This window comes from Variovorax paradoxus B4, from assembly GCF_000463015.1.
Taxonomy (GTDB): Bacteria; Pseudomonadota; Gammaproteobacteria; order Burkholderiales; family Burkholderiaceae_C; genus Variovorax; species Variovorax paradoxus_E.
Window position 1 is genome coordinate 1,083,155 of the sequence record NC_022234.1, and the last position, 21,264, is coordinate 1,104,418.

General features: G+C 66.2%; 20 protein-coding genes. 12 read left to right on the forward strand and 8 right to left on the reverse strand.

Annotated features, from left to right (window positions below; translation table 11 throughout):
* Positions 1-41: 41 nt before the first annotated feature.
* From VAPA_RS32200 to VAPA_RS32210, 3 genes are all read right to left on the reverse strand, one after another.
* Entirely contained in the window at positions 42-317 is a 276-nt protein-coding gene (locus tag VAPA_RS32200; RefSeq protein WP_021004444.1) for a DUF1427 family protein, read from the reverse strand.
* 17 nt (positions 318-334) lie between these two features.
* Positions 335-988 carry a hydrolase gene (locus VAPA_RS32205; protein ID WP_021004445.1) on the reverse strand — a complete coding sequence of 218 codons (654 nt, stop codon included), beginning with the start codon at positions 986-988 and terminating at the stop codon, positions 335-337.
* 143 nt (positions 989-1,131) lie between these two features.
* A complete protein-coding gene (locus VAPA_RS32210) occupies positions 1,132-1,851 on the reverse strand; it encodes a pirin family protein (protein WP_021004446.1) in 720 nt (239 codons plus the stop codon).
* 166 nt (positions 1,852-2,017) lie between these two features.
* On the opposite strand from VAPA_RS32210, the gene VAPA_RS32215 reads away from it, so the two are divergent.
* A complete protein-coding gene (locus tag VAPA_RS32215; protein ID WP_021004447.1) occupies positions 2,018-2,938 on the forward strand; it encodes a LysR family transcriptional regulator in 921 nt (306 codons plus the stop codon).
* A gap of 12 nt (positions 2,939-2,950) precedes the next feature.
* On the opposite strand, the gene VAPA_RS32220 is transcribed toward VAPA_RS32215, so the two are convergent.
* Positions 2,951-3,745, reverse strand: coding sequence for an AraC family transcriptional regulator (locus VAPA_RS32220; RefSeq protein ID WP_230559069.1), 795 nt, complete (start codon positions 3,743-3,745; stop codon positions 2,951-2,953).
* A gap of 471 nt (positions 3,746-4,216) precedes the next feature.
* The gene (locus tag VAPA_RS32225; protein WP_021004449.1) at positions 4,217-5,206 is read right to left on the reverse strand and encodes a Bug family tripartite tricarboxylate transporter substrate binding protein; all 990 of its coding nucleotides are present in this window, start codon (positions 5,204-5,206) and stop codon (positions 4,217-4,219) included.
* 149 nt (positions 5,207-5,355) lie between these two features.
* Here VAPA_RS32225 and VAPA_RS32230 point away from each other — a divergent pair, with 149 nt between their 5' ends.
* The 4 genes from VAPA_RS32230 to VAPA_RS32245 are packed head-to-tail and all read left to right on the forward strand — an operon-like array spanning position 5,356 to position 9,092.
* Positions 5,356-5,913: a VOC family protein gene (locus VAPA_RS32230; RefSeq protein ID WP_021004450.1), complete on the forward strand. Its 558-nt coding sequence runs from the start codon at positions 5,356-5,358 to the stop codon at positions 5,911-5,913.
* Positions 5,906-7,414 carry a bifunctional 3-(3-hydroxy-phenyl)propionate/3-hydroxycinnamic acid hydroxylase MhpA gene (gene mhpA / locus VAPA_RS32235; RefSeq protein WP_021004451.1) on the forward strand — a complete coding sequence of 503 codons (1,509 nt, stop codon included), beginning with the start codon at positions 5,906-5,908 and terminating at the stop codon, positions 7,412-7,414. Before VAPA_RS32230 ends, mhpA begins: the two co-directional genes overlap by 8 nt.
* A gap of 18 nt (positions 7,415-7,432) precedes the next feature.
* A complete protein-coding gene (locus VAPA_RS32240; RefSeq protein WP_230559070.1) occupies positions 7,433-8,185 on the forward strand; it encodes an IclR family transcriptional regulator in 753 nt (250 codons plus the stop codon).
* Positions 8,186-8,234: 49 nt separating this feature from the next.
* Complete coding sequence (locus tag VAPA_RS32245; RefSeq protein ID WP_021004453.1) at positions 8,235-9,092, forward strand: fumarylacetoacetate hydrolase family protein; 858 nt, start codon at positions 8,235-8,237, stop codon at positions 9,090-9,092.
* A gap of 466 nt (positions 9,093-9,558) precedes the next feature.
* Here the strand turns inward: VAPA_RS32245 and VAPA_RS32250 are convergent, their stop codons facing one another.
* Both VAPA_RS32250 and VAPA_RS32255 read right to left on the reverse strand, forming a co-directional pair.
* Positions 9,559-11,943 (reverse strand): DNA polymerase II, encoded by a 2,385-nt coding sequence (locus tag VAPA_RS32250; RefSeq protein ID WP_021004454.1) that lies wholly within the window; start codon positions 11,941-11,943, stop codon positions 9,559-9,561.
* A gap of 128 nt (positions 11,944-12,071) precedes the next feature.
* Positions 12,072-12,974: a LysR family transcriptional regulator gene (locus VAPA_RS32255; protein WP_041946719.1), complete on the reverse strand. Its 903-nt coding sequence runs from the start codon at positions 12,972-12,974 to the stop codon at positions 12,072-12,074.
* Positions 12,975-13,090: 116 nt separating this feature from the next.
* Between VAPA_RS32255 and VAPA_RS32260 the strand changes: the two genes are divergently transcribed.
* The 5 genes from VAPA_RS32260 to VAPA_RS32280 all read left to right on the forward strand — a co-directional run bounded on the left by VAPA_RS32260 (position 13,091) and on the right by VAPA_RS32280 (position 18,212).
* Positions 13,091-14,107, forward strand: coding sequence for a Bug family tripartite tricarboxylate transporter substrate binding protein (locus tag VAPA_RS32260; RefSeq protein ID WP_021004456.1), 1,017 nt, complete (start codon positions 13,091-13,093; stop codon positions 14,105-14,107).
* Positions 14,108-14,137: 30 nt separating this feature from the next.
* Positions 14,138-15,184 carry an Ldh family oxidoreductase gene (locus tag VAPA_RS32265; RefSeq protein ID WP_021004457.1) on the forward strand — a complete coding sequence of 349 codons (1,047 nt, stop codon included), beginning with the start codon at positions 14,138-14,140 and terminating at the stop codon, positions 15,182-15,184.
* On the forward strand, positions 15,181-15,945 hold the full coding sequence (locus tag VAPA_RS32270) for an ABC transporter substrate-binding protein (RefSeq protein ID WP_021004458.1): 765 nt from the start codon (positions 15,181-15,183) through the stop codon (positions 15,943-15,945). The genes VAPA_RS32265 and VAPA_RS32270 overlap by 4 nt, the downstream gene beginning before the upstream one ends.
* Positions 15,946-16,055: 110 nt before the next feature.
* A complete protein-coding gene (locus tag VAPA_RS32275) occupies positions 16,056-16,832 on the forward strand; it encodes an enoyl-CoA hydratase/isomerase family protein (protein WP_021004459.1) in 777 nt (258 codons plus the stop codon).
* Positions 16,833-16,979: 147 nt separating this feature from the next.
* Positions 16,980-18,212 carry an acyl-CoA dehydrogenase family protein gene (locus VAPA_RS32280; protein WP_021004460.1) on the forward strand — a complete coding sequence of 411 codons (1,233 nt, stop codon included), beginning with the start codon at positions 16,980-16,982 and terminating at the stop codon, positions 18,210-18,212.
* 19 nt (positions 18,213-18,231) lie between these two features.
* Here VAPA_RS32280 and VAPA_RS32285 read toward each other — a convergent pair whose 3' ends face one another.
* Positions 18,232-19,200, reverse strand: coding sequence for a Bug family tripartite tricarboxylate transporter substrate binding protein (locus tag VAPA_RS32285; protein ID WP_021004461.1), 969 nt, complete (start codon positions 19,198-19,200; stop codon positions 18,232-18,234).
* Between the two features lie 201 nt (positions 19,201-19,401).
* Here VAPA_RS32285 and VAPA_RS32290 point away from each other — a divergent pair, with 201 nt between their 5' ends.
* Complete coding sequence (locus VAPA_RS32290) at positions 19,402-20,631, forward strand: CaiB/BaiF CoA transferase family protein (RefSeq protein WP_021004462.1); 1,230 nt, start codon at positions 19,402-19,404, stop codon at positions 20,629-20,631.
* Entirely contained in the window at positions 20,631-21,248 is a 618-nt protein-coding gene (locus VAPA_RS32295) for a glutathione S-transferase family protein (RefSeq protein WP_080666981.1), read from the forward strand. Before VAPA_RS32290 ends, VAPA_RS32295 begins: the two co-directional genes overlap by 1 nt.
* Positions 21,249-21,264 lie beyond the last annotated feature (16 nt).

The window sequence follows — 21,264 nt, forward strand, 5'->3', positions numbered from 1 at the left end:
GCCCAGGCACAGCCGGCGGCGTTGTTCGTCGAGCGGATCGTTCATGCGTCTTTGCGCGCCGCGGCGCCCGGCCCGGCCTTGGCGCATTGCGGCAGCTCGCCGAACACATGCGGCTTGACCTGGTGCTGCAGCCACGACGTCGCAGTGGCCTGCGGCTTGATCGCGCTCTTGATGAGCGGCGGGATCTGCTCGCCGAGCAGGATCCCGAGAAGCCCCACCAGGGCGATGACCGGCGGGGCCGGCGAGCGCACCTGGAACAGTGCGTAGATCACGCCGACGAGCAGGCCGAGCGCGAGCGACAGGACGTAGGGCTTCATCTTGTTCACCGCGGCGTTCAGCCTTCGTGGGCGCCGAACATGGTCTTGGCGTAGGTCACACCCAGGCCATAAGCGCCACCGAATTTCTTCGCAATGCCGGTGGTCATTTCGTACGTGTCGGTGCGGGCCCAGTCGCGCTGCAATTCGAGCAGGTATTGCAGCGAAGTCATCGGCTGTGCGCCGGCCTGCACCATGCGGTCCATCGCGCGGTTGTGCGCCTCGGCCGAGACGTCGCCGCAGGCGTCGGCGATCACGAACACCTCGAAGCCCTGGTCGAGCGCCGACAGCGCCGGCCCGACGATGCACACGCCGGTCCACAGGCCCGACAGCACGATGCGCTTCTTGCCGATCTCGTTCACGCGCTCGATCACGGCCGCGTCTTCCCACGTGTTCATCGAGGTGCGGTCGAGCATCTTCTGGCCCGGGAAGGCGTCGGTGATCTCGCTGAACATCGGGCCCGAGAAGCTCTTCTCGGCCACGGTCGTGAGGATGGTCGAGACCTTGAAACCGGCCGCCGCGTTGGCCACGAGAGCGGCGTTGTTGCGCAGGTTCACCGCATCGATCGAGTGCGTGGCAAAGGCCATCTGCGACTGGAAGTCGATCATCACCAGCGTGTGGTCGGTGGGGGTGAGCAGCTTGGCGCCGGCGGTGGGGGTGGCTTGGATGGACATGAGGCTCTCCGTGAGTTGACGATTAAAAAAAAGGGGCTTGCCGCGCCATGCATCCTCGTTCCAGCGTGGATCCATGTCTTGTCAATTTGTGAGGCCGTTTGGACATTTGCCGTCCGCGCCGGCCCCGGGACGCACATGCGTTGTCAGAAGGAAGGCAACTCGTTGGGGCGCAGGTCGAACACCAGCACCTCGGCGCCTTCGCCGCGTGACAGGTCGATTCGCTGTTCGCCGCGCATCCGCGCGCCGTCTCCCTCGCCCAACCGCTGTCCGTTGACTTCGACCCTGCCGCGCGCCACATGCACATAGGCATGGCGATTGGGGCCGAGCGTGAGCGACGTGGATTCATCGTCGTCGAAGAGGCCGGCGTAAACGCGGGCGTCCTGGTGCACGGCGAGCGAACCGTCCGTGCCCTCGGGCGAAATGATCAGCCGCAGGCGGCCGCGCTTTTCTTCGGGCGCGAAGTGCACCTGCTGATAGCGCGGTGCGACGCCCTTGGCGTTCGGCACGATCCAGATCTGCAGGAAGTGCAGCGCATCGGTGGCCGACGAATTGAACTCGCTGTGGCGCACGCCGGTGCCCGCACTCATCATCTGCACGTCGCCGGGGCGGATGACAGAGCCCGTGCCCATCGAGTCCTTGTGCTCGAGCGCGCCGTCGAGCACGTACGAGAAGATTTCCATGTCGCGGTGCGGATGAGTGCCGAAGCCGCGGCCGGGATGCACGCGGTCGTCGTTGATCACCAGCAAGTCCGAGAAGCCTTCCTGCTCCGGGTCGTGATAGTGACCGAAGGAGAAGGTGTGGCGGGACTTGAGCCAGCCGAAGTCTGCGAGTCCGCGGTCATTGGCGCTGCGAATTTCCAGCATGATTTACGTCCTTTTTTGGTCGATTAGTTCGATGTGATTCACAATGGCTTCGGAGAAGAACTTCCGAGGCATGGCTGAATCATCTTTCTTTCAGCGAGGCCTCTGGACGAAATTTTTGGCCTTTTATCATCGAACTTTTCGATGATTCGTTTCCAAGGACTTGCCCATGCTCAGACTCAGCCTCGAAGCCATCGAACTCGTGGATGCCATCGCGCGCCACGGCTCCTTTGCCGCCGCGGGCGCGCGCTTGAACAAGGTGCCCTCGACCATCTCGTACGCCGTGGGCAAGCTCGAGGAGCAGCTGGACATGCTGCTGTTCGTGCGCAACGGGCCGCGCGTGACCCTCACCGCGGCCGGGGAAGAAATGCTCAGGGAAGGCCGCTGGCTGCTCGGCGCCGCAAGCGATCTCGAATCGCGCATGCGGCAGATCGCCACGGGCTTCGAATCGGAACTGCGGCTGGTGCACGACTCGCTGATTCCCACGCAGGCATTCATCGACGACATCCGCGCCTTCGAGGCGCTGCGCTGCGGCACGCGACTGCGCATCGGCTGCGAGGCGCTCACCGGCACTTGGGAGGCGTTGCGCGAAGGACGCGCCGACATCGTCATTGCCGCGGGCGAAGGGCCGGCCGGCGGAGGCTATCAGGCCGTCATGGTGGGCAGCCTCGACTTCGCGTTCTGCGTTGCGCCGACACATCCGCTGACCCGGCTCGGCCGGCCGCTGCATCGCGGCGACCTGCTCGAGCACAACGCCGTCGTGGTGAGCGACAGCGCACGCATGCTGTCCGACCGCACCGTGGGGCTGCTCGCCGGCCAGCACCGCGTGGCCGTCCCGACCATGGCCGCGAAGATCGCCTGCCAGGCCGCGGGCCTGGGCCACGGCTTCCTGCCACGGGCTTGCATAGAGGGCGAGCTGGCGCGCGGCACGCTGATCGAGTTGCAGACCGAAGAGCCGCGCGCACCCGAGGCGTTCTGGCTGGCGTGGAAGACCGGCGCGAAGGGAAAGGCGCTTCAGTGGTGGGTGAAGCAGCTGAACCGGCAGCTGGTTCCGGCGCTGTTGCCGAGGTCGACCTGGACGTCCTCCTGAGAGGGGTGCCAGTCAGCCCGCGTTCAAGCGCCGCCAGCGCGCCGGCGACGTACCGGTGTGCGCGGTGAACACCCGTGTCAGGTGGCTTTGGTCAGAAAACCCGCAGGTTGCGGCAATCTCGGCGATCGGAAGATGGGGCTGCTCCAGCAGGCGGCGTGCCGCTTCCACGCGCTGCGTGACAAGCCATGCATGCGGCGTTTGCCCGGTTGTTTGCTTGAACGCCTTGCTGAAGTGACTGCGCGACAACGCACACTCGCGAGCGGCGTCCGCCAGCGATACATCGCCTGCGAGGTGTTGCATCAGGAACGCCTTGGCGCGGCGTTCCTGCCAGGGCGCCAGGCCCCGGGCCCGCACGGGGGCGGAGTCGGCCCCACCGCCATAGACATGAACCACGTGCGCCTTCAGGGCCAGCGCCACGTGGTCCACGAACAGCCGGCTCGCATCCTGCGGGTGCATCAGCACGGGCAGCATGGCGCGGCCCAGATTGGCGATCACCGGATCCAGCGTGCCGGCGGCGCAGCGCAATCTTTCGACGCGAGGCATTTCCATCTCTTCGGTGAACGCATCGAGCGTGGCGCGCGGCAGGTGGAAGAACATCGAGTGGAACGGGCTGCTGACGTACGCCGAGGCGCGCTGCGACAGATCGGCGATGTGGAAGGCGCCCTCCTGCTGCAGGCCCAGCTGTCGGGATTTGCCATCCCGGACGATGCGCCGGCTGCCGCCAGAGTTGATCTCCACACTGAGAAGAAACGCGTCCTCGGGCGGGAGAGGCGCCAGCACGAAGAGATGCGGCAGCGCATAGCGCATGCGCGCGACTCCCAGTTCGCAGCCGCAGCGCGACCTGCTCACGAGCGACTGGACCGCGTCGATGCCGTACTGCGACGCCAGCCGTTGTCCAAATTGGCAGTCAGAACGAAGGGGATTCAGCATGTGAGAACGACACGCGGCACAGATGGGCGACCGCCGAGCTGGCAAAAAAATAGCATGGTAACTACTTGCGCTTGGCGACGCCCTTGGGCGGATAAGGTCTTCACCACTCGCGGTCGGACAACGACTTGCAAGAGGACGACGGGAACCAAACGTGCACTTGGCGCGCGGGGAGCAGGCGCCGCCGAATGCGCCAACGAGAGTGGCGCAGGATGCCTGCTCGCTAGCGTCTCGCCGAGGAGGACGCGGCATCGCCGAGATGGAGCCGCACGGCGTCGAACTGTTCGTTCGGCACCTGCACCTCGCGCGTGATCGTGTCGGTCGCCACACTGTGCAGCAGCATCTGGCGCGTCAGTCCAGCTTGATGTTGGCCTGCCTGATCACTTGGCCCCACATCTGCCGATCGGCGTTGATGAAGGCGGCGAACTCTGCCGGTGTGTTGCAGCGCAGTTCGCCACCGTACTCGCGCCACTTCTTCGCTAGCTCCTCGGACTGGCAGGCCTTCTGCATGGCGGCGCTGAGCTTGTCGAGGGTGGGCTTCGGCGTGCCGGCCGGCGCGAGGATGCCTTGCCAGGCGATCGGCGCGTAGTCGGGCAGCCCGGCCTCTGCAAAGGTGGGCACGTCCGGAAAACTCGGGTGCCGCTTGTTGCCGGTAATGGCAAGCAGCTTCAGCCGACCGGCGCGGATGCTTCCGGCGGCGGCGGGAAGGCCGTCGAACATCGCCTGCACCTGGCCGCTCATCAGGTCCGTGTAGGGGCTGGTGCTGTTGTAAGGCACGAGGTTGGTCTTCACGCCCGCGGCGCTGTTGAACCACGCGGCCGACAGGTGCGAATAGCTGCCGATGCCTGCGGTGGCGACCGTCACCGAATCAGGCTTGGCCTTGAGCGCGGCGATGAGCGCACGCGCGTCCTTCGCCTCCACGCCCGGCGTGGCGATGAGGCCCGTGTTCAGCACGCCGAGCAGGCTGACCGGCGCGAAGTCCTTCTCGGCGTTGAAGGGCAGCTTCGAATACAGGTGCGGCACCACCGATAGGGAGCTGGTCGTGCCGATGTAGAGCGAATACCCGTCGGCCGGCGCCTTCGCGGCCACCTCCGTCCCGATGATGTTCGACGCCCCCGGCCGGTTCTCCACGTAGAAGGTCTGGCCCAGGATCTTCGTGAGCTCCGAGGCAATCTCGCGCGCGTTCGCGTCGGGTCCGCTGCCCGCGGGGAACGGGGCAATGATGCGCACCGCCTTGCTGGGGTAGTCGGCCTGCGCCGCCGCGCCGGTCGCCACCGCACCTGACGCGGCAATCACACCCAGGGCCAGCCAGCGGCGGGCCAGCATCTTCAGAACGTTCATTGGTTTGTCTCCTATTGATCATGCGTACCGTCTGCTCGAGCTCGAATGATAGTGAAATACGTTGTATTGTCAAAATACGATAATTTAAGTTATTATTTCATCAACTTGAAGCCGAATGCCTGAGCGCTTTATCGCCTGGAGACACTGGAATGACCGAAGACAACCCGTCGAGCCTGCAGTTCAGCCACATCGGCCTGTACGTGAGCGACCTGTCCCGCATGGCGCGCTTCTACAGGCAGGCGCTGCGCTTCACGCAAACCGACGCGGGCGACCTGGGCACGGTGCAGCTGGTGTTCCTGAGCCGCGACCCGCGCGAACACCACCAGCTGGTGCTGGCCACCGGCCGGCCAGCGAACCCGGGCTTCAATGTGGTCAACCAGATCTCCTTCCGCGTGCCCGACATCGCCACGCTGCGCCAGTTTCACGACCGGCTGCTGGCCGAGGGCGCGCACGACATGCATCCGGTGACGCACGGCAACGCGGTGTCGGTGTACTGCCGCGACCCCGAGGGCAACCGGCTCGAGCTCTTCATGGACACACCCTGGTACTGCGAACAGCCGCTGCGCGAGCCGATCGACCTGTCACAACCCGACGAGGTCATCGTTGCGCAGGCGGAAGCCATCGCCAAGCGCTTTCCGAAGTTCATGAGCCGCGCGCAGTGGCAAGCCGAAGTGGCGCGCCGCATGGAGGCAGACCAGCGTGACTGAAACGGTTGAATCGGTGCGTTGCCACGACGTCGCCATCGTCGGACTCGGCCCAACCGGCGCCACGCTCGCCAACCTGCTGGGCGCGGCGGGTCTCTCGGTGGTGGTGCTCGAGAAGGAAGGCGGCGTGTTCCCGCTGCCGCGGGCCATCCATTTCGACGGCGAGGTGCTGCGCATTCTGCAGGGCGCAGGGCTGCGCGAACAGGCGCTGGCCATCGCCCGGCCCGGCGAGCAGGGCATGCACTTCGTCAACGGCGCGGGCGAGACCATGCTCATCCGCGGCGGCAGTGCCGCGCTCGGCCCGCACGGCTGCGCGAACAACTACTACTTTCACCAGCCCGAACTCGAGGCCGTGCTGCGCGAAGGCCTGGCGCGCTTCCGCAACGTGGAGGTGCGGTTGCGCAGCGAATTGACCGGCATCGTGCAGGACGCGAGCGGTGCGACGCTCGATGTTCGCGATGCTGGCAGCGGCCACGCATCGACCGTTCGCGCGCGCTACGTCGTCGGCTGCGACGGGGCGCGCTCGCCGGTGCGCCAGCACATGGGCAGCGCGATGGTCGACCTCGGGCTGCGCCAGCCGTGGCTGGTGTTCGACGTTGTGCTGCGGCAACCGGTCGACCTGCCCGCGCACACCGTGCAGCACTGCGACCCGGCGCGGCCCATGACCTACTGCAACGTGGTCGGCGACCGGCGGCGCTGGGAAATCATGGTGCTGCCCGGCGACGACCGTGAGGCGTTGGTGCAGCCCGAGTCGCTCTGGCGCCTGGTCGCGCCCTGGGTGCGGCCCGAGCAGGCGTGGCTGGAGCGCGCGGCCATCTACACCTTCCACTCCGTGATCGCGCAAGGCTGGCGCCAGGGCCGACTGCTGCTGGCTGGCGACGCCTGCCACCAGACGCCGCCCTTCCTGGGCCAGGGCATGTGCGCGGGCATCCGCGACGCGGCCAACCTCGCGTGGAAGCTGGAGGCGGTACTGGCGCGGCACGCCCCCGCCTCGCTGCTCGACACCTACGAGTCGGAGCGCGCGCCGCACGTGCGTGCGCTCATCGAGCTGGCCGTGCGGCTGGGCAACATCATCCAGACCACCGACCCCGCGCTCGCGGCCGAGCGCGACGCGAAATTCCGCGCGGGCCGGCCGGAAATCTTCGAGCTACCGCCGCAGGTGCTGGGCGCTGGCGCGTTCGACGCGCAGCCCGGGTCGCCAGCGGGCCGCCCGTTTCCCCAGCCGCGCCTGCAGGACGGCCGTCTGCTCGACGAGTTGCTCGGTCGCCGCAGCGCGGTCATCGGCCGAGCCGATGCGCTCGCCGCCGCCGCGCCCGCGACCGTCGAACGCTGGCGCCACGCCGACGCGGTCGTCATCGACCAGCTCGAGGCGCCACTGCGGGACTGGCTCGATGCCCAGGAAGCGCAAGCGGTCATACTGCGGCCCGACCGATATATCGTCGGCGTCGCGCGCACGGGGCACGATCTGGATCGCATCTCGCAACACCTCCCCGTCGCGCCATGACATCCTGGAGGAAATCGCGTGCCGGAAAAATCCATGTCCAGCCTGGGGCGCATGCTGGGTGTTCTCGACCTGTTCGACGACACGCACCTGACACGCACGGCGGACGACATCTCGGCTGCGCTCGACGTGTCCCTGCCCACGGGCTACCGCTATGTGCGGCTGCTGCTGGAAGCCGGCCTGCTGCAGCGCGTGGAAGATTCGCACTACGCGCTGGGCCCGCGCATCATCCTGCTCGACCATTACATCCGCAAGGCGGACCCGGTGCTGCGCGAAGGCATACCGGTGATGCGGGAACTGGTGGCAGCCACCGGCTTCGACTGCGTCGCCTCGGGCCTGTTCGGCATGCAGGTGCTGGACACGCACCGCGAGATGGGCGGTGCACCGCCCGCGCTGGCCTACGGACGCGGCCGGCCGCGCCCACTGTTCCAGGGCGGCGCGCCCAAGGTACTCTTGGCCACGTTCGCGCCAGCGCAGCTGCGCAAGGTCTTCGATGCCCGCCACGACGAGCTCGTGCACAGCGGGCTGCCCGCCGAGTGGAGCGAGTTCCGCCGCTATTACGCGGCGATCCGCAAGGCGGGCCACTATGTGTCGATCGGCGAGCTCGAGCCGCAGCTCGCCGCCGTCGCCGCGCCGATCCTGAAGGCCGATGGGGGCGCATGGGGCGCCATCTCGCTGGTCTTCGATACCTCGCGCCTGTCGATCGTCGATCTCGACAAGATGGTTCACCTGATCACCGAGGGCGCGTCGCGCATTGGAGGTCGCCTGGCGTAAACCCATTTCCACAACCACCACGTGCCCTCGCAGGCCTCACGGACAGACCATGAAACTCATCAGCTACCAGCACAACGGCATCGACAGCTACGGCGCGGTGACAGGCGACCGCGCAGACCGCGTTACCGACCTGCGCAGCATCTTCGGCAGCCGCGCGACGGACTTGAAGGCGTTGATTGCCGCCGGCCTGCTGGACGAAGCCGCCGCGTCGATTGCGAACGCCGATGCAACACTGCCGCTGAGCGAAGTTCAACTGCTGCCCGTGATCCCCAACCCCGGCAAGATCGTTTGCGTGGGACTCAACTACGGCGAACATGTGCGCGAGACCGGTCGTGAAATCACCGAGAAGCCCACCCTCTTCCTGCGCGTGGCCGAGTCGCAGGTGGCGCATGGCGACGATATCGTGCTGCCGCCCGAATCGAGCAAGCTCGACTACGAAGGTGAGATCGCCATCGTCATCGGCCGGGGCGGACGACGCATTGGCGAAGCCGACGCGTGGAACCACATCGCCGGCTACGCCTGCTACAACGACGGCAGCATCCGCGACTGGCAGACCGCCACCCCGCAATGGACCGCCGGCAAGAATTTCTGGCGCACCGGTGGTTTCGGCCCGTGGATGATCACGCGCGACGACATCAAGGACAACCAGGTCATGACGCTCATCACGCGCCTGAACGGCCAGGAGATGCAACGCACCACCACCGACAAGCTGATCCACAGCATTCCCCGGCAGATTGCGCACATCTCGGCCTTCATGCCGCTAGCCGCGGGCGACGTGATCGTCACCGGCACGCCCGGCGGTGTGGGCGCCAAGCGCACGCCACCCGTTTGGATGAAGCCCGGCGACATTGTCGAAGTAGAGGTCGACGCGATCGGTGTGTTGCGAAATGGAGTCTGTGCAGAGTGACACGAGTGGATAAACATCTGAACAGCAGGCCAGCTCAGCAATGCCAACGCCGAACACCGCGGACCAACCGACGACGACCGAAGGCACGTCAATACTCCCTCACCGTCAGTCGACCAGGGTGCTGCGCGTCAACCACTCCACGGTATTCAGGCGCATGTAGCTCAGTCGAAGAGTGGCTCGCCACAAGACGTCAAGTGTCGTTTCACGGAACTCTTGCACAGACTTCACTCCGGCTTCACGCGCCTCGCGCACACTGCCTCTCGACAGCGGTTCGGCGCTGGTAGAGGCAAGGGGAGGAAGAAAATCGCTCAGGAAAACGCCTCGATGCCGACCGCTGCCACTTTGCAATAGCCATGCAGACCCGGCCATGCTTCAACCGAAAATGGGGCAGATCGCAGCCAACGATTTCCGCCAGGCCCGTGACGACGAGGAGAACGGGTTCTTGCGCATGCCCATTCGATCTTGGCTAAAAGAGACCGCGTTGCGAAGTCGTCAAGGCCATGAAGCTTTCTCCAATGGGCTGAAGAATGGCATCGGCAATCGGCTGGAGCTGCCTGGTAAGGTAGTGGTCGTAGTCGATGCGCGAATGGCGGGTCTCCAGCGGCTCCGGCCCGTTCTGCGTCATGACGTACTGAATCCAGCCACCTTTCTGATACTGCTTGGGCCGACCGACCCGACCATTGTGTTCGTCGGCAATGCGAGCCGCCCGGACCTGCGGCGGCACGTTGACCAGATAGGCATCGAGCCGGTGGCGCAGGCGCTTGCGGTAGATGAGCAGGTCGTCCTTGGCGCCGGCCAGCGTCGACTTCGCATAGTCGGTCACGAACTCCTTGTAGGGCTCGCCCTGAAAGATGCGTGAAAGCAGGCCCTGCTGGAACTGGCGCGCCAACGGGGTCCAGTCGCTGCGTGCCATCTCCAGTCCGCGGTACACCATCTCCTCCTTGCCCGTGGCATCGGCACTGAGGCCGGCGTAGCGCTTCTTGCTGCCGACCTCCGAGCCGCGAATGGTGGGCATGAAGAACTTCTTGTAGTGGGTGTCGACCTCGATCTCGAGAAAGCTCTCCAGGCCCTGCTCCTCGCGCAGCGTGCGCGTCCACCAGTCGTTGATGTCGGCCGCCAGGCCCGCCGCGACGGCGTGCGCCTCCTCGTTGGTGTGGGTGCGCTTGAGCCAGACGAAGATGGAGTCGGTATCGCCATAGATCGCCTCGTAACCCCGCCTTTCCACGAATTCTCGCGTGAGCTTCATCATCTCGTGGCCGCGCAGGGTGACAGCGGACACCAGCTCGGGATTGAAGAACCGGCACTCGGCCGCACCCAGCACGCCGGCGAAGGAGTTCATGAGCAGCTTCAGGGCTTGGGACAGCGGCTCGTTCTTCGCCCGCTTGGCCTCGTCCCGGGCACGCCAGAGCGTGGTCACGATCTCCGGCAGGCAGTGCTTGTCGCGCGAAAAGACGGTCCCCTTGGGTCCCTTGACGCGCATGGCCGGGTCGCTGGCGTTCGAGCCCTCGACGAGGCCCACCGGATCGACAAGGAAGGTCCGGATGATCGAGGGGTAGAGGCTCTTGTAGTCCAGGACCACGACGGAGTCATAGAACCCCGGTTTCGAGTCCATCACGTATCCGCCGGGATAGGCCTTGCTCGGAATCTCGCCCACGTTCGGCGCCACGTAGCCCAGGCGATGCATCCGCGGCATGTAGTGGTGGCTGAACGCGGCAATGGAGCCACCGAAGTGGTCGACCTGCAGGCCCGTGGTCTGGGCTCGCTCCATCACGAACTGCAGCAGCTTCGCCTTGTCGAAGATGCGCAGGACCAGCTCGCAGTCCCGGATGTTGTAGAGCGCGAGCGCGGGCTTGTCTTCCTGGTACCGCCGCTCGATCTCCGCCATCCTGTCGTATTCGTCGCCAATGGTCTTGCCTTCACCGAGCAGCGCCTGCGAGACGGTCTCGAGGCTGAAGGACGGAAAGCTCCACACCGCGGCCTTGAGTGCGTCGATGCCGTCGATGACGACCCGGCCCGGTGTGGGCGCGAACAGGTATCCCTGCTTGCCCGGATGGGTTCGCCATTCGATGGGGCGGCGCTCCCGTCCCAGGAGAAGCGGCACGCCGCAGTCGTTGGCGGTCTTCTGAAGCACGCGCAGGTCGAACTGGATGACGTTCCAGCCGATGACGACGTCGGGGTCGTTCCGCTCGAACCAATCGTTGAGCTTCTCGAGCATGGCCTTGCGTGACGGGCAATAGATGAGCGAGAAGGCCGTGGGCTCATCCGATTCAGATGGCGTGTCCGATGGCAGCTCGCCCAGCATGAAGACGACACGCTCTTGCGTGCCGTCCAGCGCAATGGAATAGAGCGCTTCGTTCTGGCTCGTCTCGATGTCCAGCGACACGACCTTCAGCACGGGGCGGAATTCGGGCGCGGGCTTGAGTTTGCAGTCGACGATGGTGGCGCGCTCCGCCCGCCCTCCTTCCACCCGCACGCCGGCGGTGATGAAGCGTTCCATCAGGTAGCGGTCGTGCGGGCGCACGTCGGCTTCGAACAGGGGAATGCCCTGTGCCTGGAGGGAGCGTGCCAACCGACCGAGCTGGCGGAAGTGCTTCGCATAGACACCGAGGACCGCTTCCTGGTGGAAGGTCTTGAGTTCGAGCTCACGCAGCTGCACGCCCGGCATGGCCGCGAGGTGGGCTTCCACCGCCGCCCTGTGCCGGGTCGCGACGAACGCCACGCTGCTGCGGGAGGTCAGGACCACTTTCCGCGGCCCCGCATCGGTTGCCAGCCAGTACTCGATCTCCGTGCCGGCGGGTGCATCCCGCCAGTGGCGCGTGAGGATGAAGCCCTTGAGTTCGGTGGATGTCACGAGCGCTTGGAGAATGGGGTAGAGCGGGAAGGTGGATCTGGGCACAGGCGATTTTCGCGCGCCAGTGTCGAGCTTCCATCCGCGCAGGCGGAGAGTGTGCCAACGTGCAGACAAAGGGTGATGCCGCCCTATCCCACCGAACTCTTGCGGCGGGTTTTCAGAAGCATGTCGTAGAACAGCTGAGCGGACGGCATGAATTCACGGCCGCGCCGCCGGATCAGTCCGATGAGCCGCGTGACCTTGGGGCCTTCCAGTGGAATGCTCACCAGGCCGGCGTGTCCCTTCGGCGGCATCGCCAGGCGCGGCACCACACCCAGGCCCAGGCCTGCCTCGACGAGGCTGACCAGGGCCGGCACATGCCGCACCTCGCAGAACCATTGCGGCTTGCTCTCCACGTGGCTGAGGGCCTGATCGATCAGGAAGCGATTGCCGCTGCCCTGCGCAAGGGTCACGTACTCGTGCTGCGCCAGTTCGGCCCAGGTGACGCGCTTCTGCCTCGCGAGCGGGTGCCCGACGGGGCATGCGACGACGAAGCGCTCTTCCAGCAAGGGCTCGAAATCGATGTCGGGTTCCTGGGTGCCGATGTAGGTCAAGCCGAAGTCGGCGTCTCCGCGGGCCACGGCAACGAGGATTTCGGCGGACGATTCGTCGACGAGGCGAATGCGCACCCTCGGGTAGGCCTCGTGGAACTGCTTGATCGCCGCCGGCAGGAAGTAGCCGACCGCCGACGGCACGCACGCGATGGTGACCTGGCCGGAGACCCGGTCGGTGACTTCCTTGATGCCGACGAGCGCGTCCTCCAGTTCGCGCATGACGCTGCGCGCCTTGGGCACGAAGGCCCGCCCGATGGTCGTGAGCTCGACCTTCCGCGTGGTTCGATTGAACAGGGCCACGCCCAGCGCCGATTCGAGCTTGTCGATGCGGCGCGACAACGCGGACTGCGACAGGTGCAGGTTGTCGGAGGCCGCGCGGAAGCTCGAGAAATCGGCCACCGACAGGAAGGCCCGCAGGTCGGCCAGATCGAAATTCATGCGTTTTAAGCAAAAGTAGCTCTGATATTTGCAATTTACACCAACTGCGCGCTTGGAGATCATTCGTCTCGCAGCAGCCTGCGTCCAGGGCTGCATCCACAACGAGACAGACATCCATGCATCAATCGATCAACGCGACGCGCCGCCGATGGACATCGCCGTTCGCGGCATTCCGTCGAGCGGCCACATTGATTGCCGCAGCGTCGCTCGCGGCGACGGCGCCACTCGCCCACGCAGCCTGGCCGGCAAAGACGGTGCGCCTCGTCGTGCCGTATGGGCCGGGAGGAAGTTCCGACGTCATCGCGCGTCTGCTCGCCAACGAGATGTCCAAGACGCTCGGGCAGGCCGTGATCGTCGACAACAAGGCCGGCGCATCCGGAATCATTGCCATGCAGGAGGTGGCGCGCGCGGCGCCTGATGGCTACAACATCGTGCTCGGGCATGTCGGCACCTTGGCGGTCAATCCCGCGATGTTCGCCAAGCTGCCGTATGGCGACGAGGATTTCACCCCTGTCGCCTTGCTGGCCAAGGTGCCGATGGTGTTTGCCGTTGGCGCGAAGGTGCCTGCGCAGACGCTTGCGGAGTTTGTCGCGTTGGCCAGGGCGCAGCCCGGCAAGCTGAACTATGGCTCCGCAGGCAACGGCAGCGCCGGCCACCTGGCGTTCGAGATGTTGAAGGTCACCACCCGGATCGACGTCACCCATGTGCCGTACAAGGGCACCGGCGCCCAGCTCAACGATCTGCTGGCGGGAAACACGGACGCCGCTTCCGCCGGACCGCCCGGTTTCATCGCGCAGGCCAAGGCCGGAAGGATCAGGATCATCGCGAGCGGATCGCCGCACCGGCTGGACGCACTGCCCAGCGTTCCCACGGTGGCCGAGCTCGGCCACCCCGGCTTCGACAGCTCCCAATGGTTCGGGATCCTTGCACCGGCCAGGACGCCGCCGGAGATCGTCAGCCGCTTGCACGAGGCCGCGGTCAAGGCATTGGGTGTTCCGGCCGTACGTGCGCGGCTTGAGGAAGACGGCAGCACGGCTTCGCCCATGGGGCCTGCGGAATTCGCCAAGTTCATCAGGGCCGAGCGCGAACGCTGGGGCTCTGTCGTCCGCAAGGCCGGCCTCAAGGCCGAATGACGCCGCCATTCACCACTATTGAAAGCCACCATGAACACGACCATTGCAGAAAAACGCGTGCTGCGCGAGCCCGAATTGCTTGAACTCGGCACGCGCGCCTTCGAGGGCCTCGGCCTCGCGCACGAAGATGCACGCGACGTCGCCAGGATCCTGGTCACGGCCGATCTGTTCGGCCTGTCCACGCACGGCCTCAGCCGCATCGAGTCCTACGGGGAGCGGTTGGGTGTGGGCGGCATCAAGGCCAGGCCGCGCATCACGCGGGAGCAGCGAGCCCCCGCCATCGTGAGCATCGACGGCGACAACGGCGTCGGACCCCTGGTTGGAATGCGAGCGCTGGACGCGGCCATGGACACGGCCAGGCAGACAGGCGTTGGCGTGGCCTTCGCACGCGGCAGCAACCACTTCGGCCCCGTCTCGCCGTATTCGCTGATCGCGGCCGAAGCCGGCTTCGCCAGCATCATCGGCAGCAATGCCACCACCACCATCGCTCCGTGGGGCGGCAGCGATGCCCGCCTCGGGAACAGCCCGGTCGGTTTTGGCGTGCCGAATCCGGGCGGCAATCCGTTCCTCCTGGACATGGCGATCAGCGTGGCCGCGCGCGCCAAGATCCGCAACGCGCTCAAGCGCGGTGATGCCATTCCAGACACCTGGGCGACGGACAAGGCGGGCCGCACCACGACCGATCCGGCGGCGGCCCTCGAAGGCTTCCTGCTCCCGATCGGCGGGCACAAGGGCTACGGGCTGGCCCTGCTCGTGGACCTCTTCGCCGGCCTGCTGTCGGGCGCGGCCTACCTCACGCACGTGAAGTCGTGGGTCGACGCACCCGACGAACCGCAGAACCTGGGCCATTTCTTCATCCTCATCGATACGCGGCACCTCGGGTCCACCCCATGGCTCGCGCAGCGAATGAATGATTTCGCGGCCATCCTTCATGACAGCCCTCCCGCGCAGGCATCGCGTCCGGTCCTTGTGCCGGGCGAGATCGAGCTGAACAACCTGGCGCGTCACCGGCGCGAAGGTCTTGCACTGGATCCTGCCGTTCTCGCCTTGCTCGAACAGCATGCCGCCAAGCCATGACGGTCGAACCCTCCATCCGATCGGCGCTCCTGCCTGCGGGCGTGCTGCGTGCGTCGATCAACCTCGGCAACCCGATCCTGGCGCGCTGGGATGCCGCGCGCGGGCAGGCGGCCGGTGTGTCCGTCGACCTGGCCGCAGAACTGGCCAGGCGTCTGCAGGCCGAGCTGAAGCTCGTCGTGTTCGATGCCGCGGGCAAATCCGTCGCTGCGGTCTCGGGTGAGCAGGCAGACATCGGCTTCTTCGCCGTCGATCCGCTGCGCGGGGAGGGCTTGCTCTTCACGGCACCGTACATACTGATCGAAGGCAGCTACCTCGTGCGAGAGAACTCCGCAATCGCAGCCAACGAGCAAGTGGATGCCGCAGGCGTGCGGATCATGGTCGGCAGGGGAAGCGCCTATGACCTCTACCTGACGCGAGAACTCAAGCATGCGCAGATCGTCCGTGCGGACACCTCTCCCGCGGTGGTCGACGAGTTTCTCGCACACGAAGCCGATGTGGCCGCCGGTGTGCGCCAGCAGCTCGCCTCCGACGCCGCAAGGTTGAAGGGCTTGCGGCTCTTGCCCGGGAGATTCATGGTCATCCAGCAGGCGATGGGAACGCCGCGAAGCAGAGGCATCGACGCCGCCGACTGCCTGAGCGCGTTTGTCGAGGAGATGAAGGCGTCGGGCTTTGTCGCCGAGGCCATGGCGCGCCACAACATCGAGGGTGCGGCGGTTGCGCCGCCGAAGGATGCTTGCCAGGCTATCGGACTGCCGCCGTGACGCCATGCCTTCCAAGGCATAGCTGCTGTGCCGCGATGGCGCTCGCCGCCCGGGCAAGCGGCTCGTAGACTCGTCTTCCACATGCCGAACGGATGGCATCAGGAGACATCATGGACAACTTCTCTCAGCTCAAGGTGGCCATCGCCGATCACGTGGCCACGCTGACCTTGGACGCACCGCCCGTCAATGCGCTGACGCGCGTGCTCAATGACGAGCTGACCCGGGCCCTGGACCAGATTTCCGAGATGGACGACGTGCGCGTCGTGATCCTTACCGGCGAAGGCAAGGTGTTCTGCGCCGGGGCCGACCTGAAGGGACGGGCCGAGGTGATCAAGGGACCGGGCGATCTGATGGCCCACTCGCGCCGCACGCGCGAGTGCTTCCACGCGATCCGCGAATGCGCCAAGCCCGTGATCTGCGCGATCAACGGTGCCGCGCTCGGCTCCGGCCTTGCCATGGCGGCTTCGAGCGACATTCTCATCGCCTCGGAGAAGGCCTCGCTCGGGCTGCCCGAGGTCGACGTCGGTCTGCTCGGCGGCTGCCGCCATGCCATGCGCCTGTTCAGCCATTCGCGCCTGCGCCGCATGATGCTCACGGGCATGCGTGTGCCGGGGCCCGAGTTGTACCGGCTCGGCATCGTGGAGGCCTGCACGGCTCCCGAGGACCTGATGCCCACGGCTCGCGAGATCGCCGCCACCATCGCCTCCAAGAGCCCCGTGTCCACCCGGATGGGCAAGCACACCCTCAACGTGATCGAGGACATGAGCCTGCGAGACGGCTACCGCTACGAGCAGGACATGACGGCGCAGATCGCGAAGACCGACGATGCGAAGGAAGCCCAGCGCGCCTTTGCCGAGAAGCGCACGCCGGTTTTCACGGGGCGTTGATCCGCTCGGACACCGCCACGTGGGCGGCTGTCGTGAAGCGCGGCGCTCGTCGTCGCTTGCGGGACGGCATTCGACGACGCGCGATGTTCAAATCTTTCGCAAGCGAGCGGTCCGGCCAGGTTGCTCGCACCATGAAAGGACGCCCCCATGTTTGCCGAACCCTCCCCCAAGACCCGCGAGCTGCTCGAACGCCTGAACAGGTTCTTCGACCAGCACATCTATCCGAACGAAGCGCGCTACCACCACGAGATGGACGCCTTCCGCCGCCAGGGCAATGCCTGGCAGGTGTCGCCGCTCGTCGAGGAGCTGAAGCCCGTGGCGCGCGCGGCCGGCCTCTGGAACATGTTCCTGCCCCATCCGCACCGCGACGTGCCGGCCATCTCCAACCTCGACTACGCGCCGCTGTGCGAGGTGATGGGCCGCGTCTCCTGGTCAGGCGAGGTGTTCAACTGCTCGGCGCCCGACACCGGCAACATGGAAACCATCGAGCGCTACGGCACCGAGGCGCAGAAGGACGAATGGCTGGCGCCGCTGCTCGCCGGCGAGATCCGCTCGGGCTTCCTGATGACCGAGCCGGCCGTCGCCTCGTCGGACGCCACCAACATCCAGTGCACGATCCGCCGCGAAGGCGACGAGTACGTGATCAACGGCCGCAAGTGGTTTTCTTCGGGCGCGGGCAGCCCGCGCTGCAAGATCTTCATCGTGATGGGCAAGACCGACCCCGACGCGCCGCGCCATGCGCAGCAGTCGATGGTGCTGGTGCCGCGCGACACCAAGGGCATCACGGTGCTGCGGCATCTTTCGGTGTTCGGCTACGACGACGCACCGCACGGCCACATGGAAGTGCTGCTGGAGGACGTGCGCGTTCCCGCATCGAACATCCTCTTGGGCGAAGGGCGCGGTTTCGAGATCGCGCAAGGGCGGCTCGGCCCGGGGCGCATTCATCATTGCATGCGCTCCATCGGCGCCGCCGAGCGCGCGCTCGAACTGATGTGCGACCGGCTGCGCAGCCGCGTGGCCTTTGGCCGTCCGCTCGCGGAGCAGTCGATCTGGCACGAGCGCATCGCCGAATCGCGCTGCCTCATCGACCAGGCCCGCCTGCTCACGCTCAATGCGGCCTACAAGATGGACACCGTGGGCAACAAGGAAGCGCGCGCCGAGATCGCGATGATCAAGGTGGTGGCACCCAACATGTCGTGCAAGGTGGTCGACTGGGCGATCCAGGCGCACGGCGCCGCCGGTGTCAGCCAGGACTTCTGGCTTGCCGAAGCCTATGCGCACCAGCGCACGGTGCGCATCGTCGACGGACCCGACGAAGTGCACCGCAACGCCATCGCCAAGCTGGAACTGGCCAAACGCGCCGGGCCGGCGCGCGCGTGAACCCGACGGGGTGGAGCGTTCAATCCAGCTTGGCGCCCACCGCCTTGGCCAGCGATCCCCAACGTTCCGACTCCGTGGAAATGAACCGCCCGAACTCCGCAGGGCTGCTGCCGACGACTTCCACGCCCTGCTGCTCGAACTGCTGCTTCAGGTCAGGCGAGCGCAATGCGGCGCCGACAGCACGGTACATCTTGTCGATGATTTCGGCCGGCGTCCGTGCGGGGGCCAGCATTCCATACCAGTTGTAGGCCTCCACCTTCGGCATTCCGAGCTCGCCGACCGTCGGCACATCCTTGAGGACAGGAATGCGCCTGGCGCTGGTCACGGCCAGGGGGCGGACCTTGCCCGACTGGATGAACGGCAGGACCACGGGAATGTCGACCATCATCATGTCCACCTGCCCGCCCATCAGGTCGGTCAGTGCCGGTGCCGCGCCGCGGTAGGGAATGTGGTTGATGTTCAGCCTGGCCTCACGCTTGAGCAGCTCCGCCTGAAGGTGCGGCGTGGTGCCGCTGCCGGCGGAGGCATAGTTGACCTTGCTGGCGTCGCCGGTGGCCGCAGCCTTCAGATCCGCGAAGGCCTTGAATCTTGAATCCGCGGCCACCACCAGCACCGCCGGCACCTTCAGCGCCTGGGTCACTGCAGCCAGGTCCTTCTGGGGGTTGTAAGGCATCGACGGCGCGATGTGCGGCACGATGGCCAGCGCCCCCGCCGAAGAGAACAGCAGCGTGTAGCCGTCGGCGGGTGACTTGGCGACCGCGTCGGCACCGAGCAGGCCGCCGGCGCCGCCCTTGTTGTCGATGATGATGGATTGGCCCAGAGACGTGCTCAGCTTGGCGCCAAGTGCGCGGGCTGTCTGGTCCACCGGTCCGCCGGCCGGAAAAGGAACGACCACGCGGATCGGCTTGGAGGGGTAGGCCTGCGCCCATCCCGACGCTGCGGCCAGCGCAAGGGCAAGTGCAGCTGCGGATTTGAAAAGTCCATTCATGGTCGATGTCTCCGATTGTCGTGACCGAACTTTAGGCAGGGCGGCGAGCCGTGCCACCGCGCTCCGGCGCATAGCTGCTATGCGATGCCGGCCACGCGAGGCCTGCCGTTATGCGCCGCTGCGCATCACAGTCTTGCGGGCTCGCCAGTAGCCCGGGACGGGTCCGGATTCCAGAATTCGCCCAACACAAGGAGAATTCGAATGACCACGAACAAGGGGCCGCTGGCGCATGTCAAGGTGCTGGACCTCAGCCGCATCCTCGCCGCGCCCTGGGCAAGCCAGATCCTCGCCGACCTTGGCGCAGAGGTGATCAAGGTCGAGCGGCCCGGCATGGGCGACGACACACGAACCTGGGGACCTCCGTTCCTGAAAGATGCCGAAGGCAAGGATACGAAGGAAGCGGGCTACTACCTGGCCGTCAACCGCGGGAAACGCTCGATCACTGTCAGCCTCGAGAAGCCGGAGGGCCAGAAGATCATCAAGGAACTCGCCAGGCGAGCCGACATCGTGCTCGAGAACTACAAGGCTGGCACACTGGCGCGCTATGGCCTGGATGAGGCATCGTTGCGCAAGGTCAACCCGCGGCTCATCTACTGCTCGGTCACGGGCTTCGGCCAGACAGGCCCCCGCCGCGACCAGCCGGCCTACGACTTCCTGATCCAGGCAATGGGAGGCCTGATGAGCGTCACCGGAGAAAAGAACGGCCGCCCCGGCGGCGGTCCGCAGAAAGTCGGCATCCCGATCGTCGATCTGATGACCGGCATGTACACCGCCGTCTCGGTGCTTGCCGCGTTGGCGCGCCGCAATGAAACCGGCGTCGGCGACGCCATCGACATCGCGATGCTCGATGTACAGGTCGCGACGCTTTCCAACCAGGCGATGAACTACCTGGTGTCGGGCAAGGTGCCGCAGCGCAACGGCAACGCGCATCCGAATATCCAGCCGCAGGACGTGTACGGCTGCGCCGACGGCGACGTGATCCTCGTGGTCGGAAACGACGCCCAGTTCGCCAAGCTCTGCGAAGTCTTCGGCCGCACCGACTGGATCGCGGACGAGCGCTTCGCGACCAACGCCCAGCGGGTGCGCAACATCCGTGAGCTGTCCGCCATGCTGCGCGACGCGTTCGCCCAGTGGGAGCGCGAGAAGCTGATTGCCGCGCTCGACAAGGCCGGCGTGCCCTGCGGCCCCATCAACACGGTCGCCGAGGTGTTCGAGGAGCCTCAGGTGAAGGCGCGCGAGATGCTTCGCTACGTGCCTCATCCGAGCGGTGTCGACGCGCCGCAGGTCGCGAGTCCGATGCGTTTTGCGGATTCCCCGCTGCAAACGCAGACCGCGCCGCCATTGCTGGGCCAGCACAGCGACGACATCCTGTCCGAGCTGGGGTACAGCACGGCGGGCATCCATGCGTTGCGGGAAGCCGGAGCGGTCTGATGGCCCAGGCGATGAAGCTGCACTGGTCGCCCAAGTCGCCCTATGTGCGCAAAGTGATGATCTGCGCCCACGAACTCGGCCTGCTGCCCAGGCTCGAACTGGTTCGCTCGGTCGCCGCGATGCGCAAGCCCAATCCGGCCATCATGGCGGACAACCCGCTGTCGAAGATCCCGACCCTGGTGCGCGAGGACGGCTCGACGCTGTTCGATTCGATCGTGATCTGCGAATACCTGAATGACCTGGCCGGCGGCGCGCTGTTCCCGCCGCAGGGCGAGGCGCGCTGGCAGGCGCTGCGCTGGCACGCTTTCGGCGACGGGCTCCTCGACGCGCTGATTCTCTGGCGCAACGAGCGCGAACGCGAGGTGCCGCTGCAAGCCCTGCTCGCCGCGTTCGAGCTCAAGACCCGCGCCTCTGTGCACATGCTCGACCAGGAAGCGCAGGCCTTGCGCCATGCGCCGCTCTCGATAGGCCACGTGGCACTCGGCTGTGCGCTCGGCTACCTCGACTACCGTTTCGACACGCTCGGATGGCGCCAATCGGCCCCTGCCCTTGCGACCTGGTTCGAGACGCTGCGCGCCCGTCCTTCTTTCGCTGCGACGGAGCCGATCGATGGCTGAGTCCGCAGACCGGCCT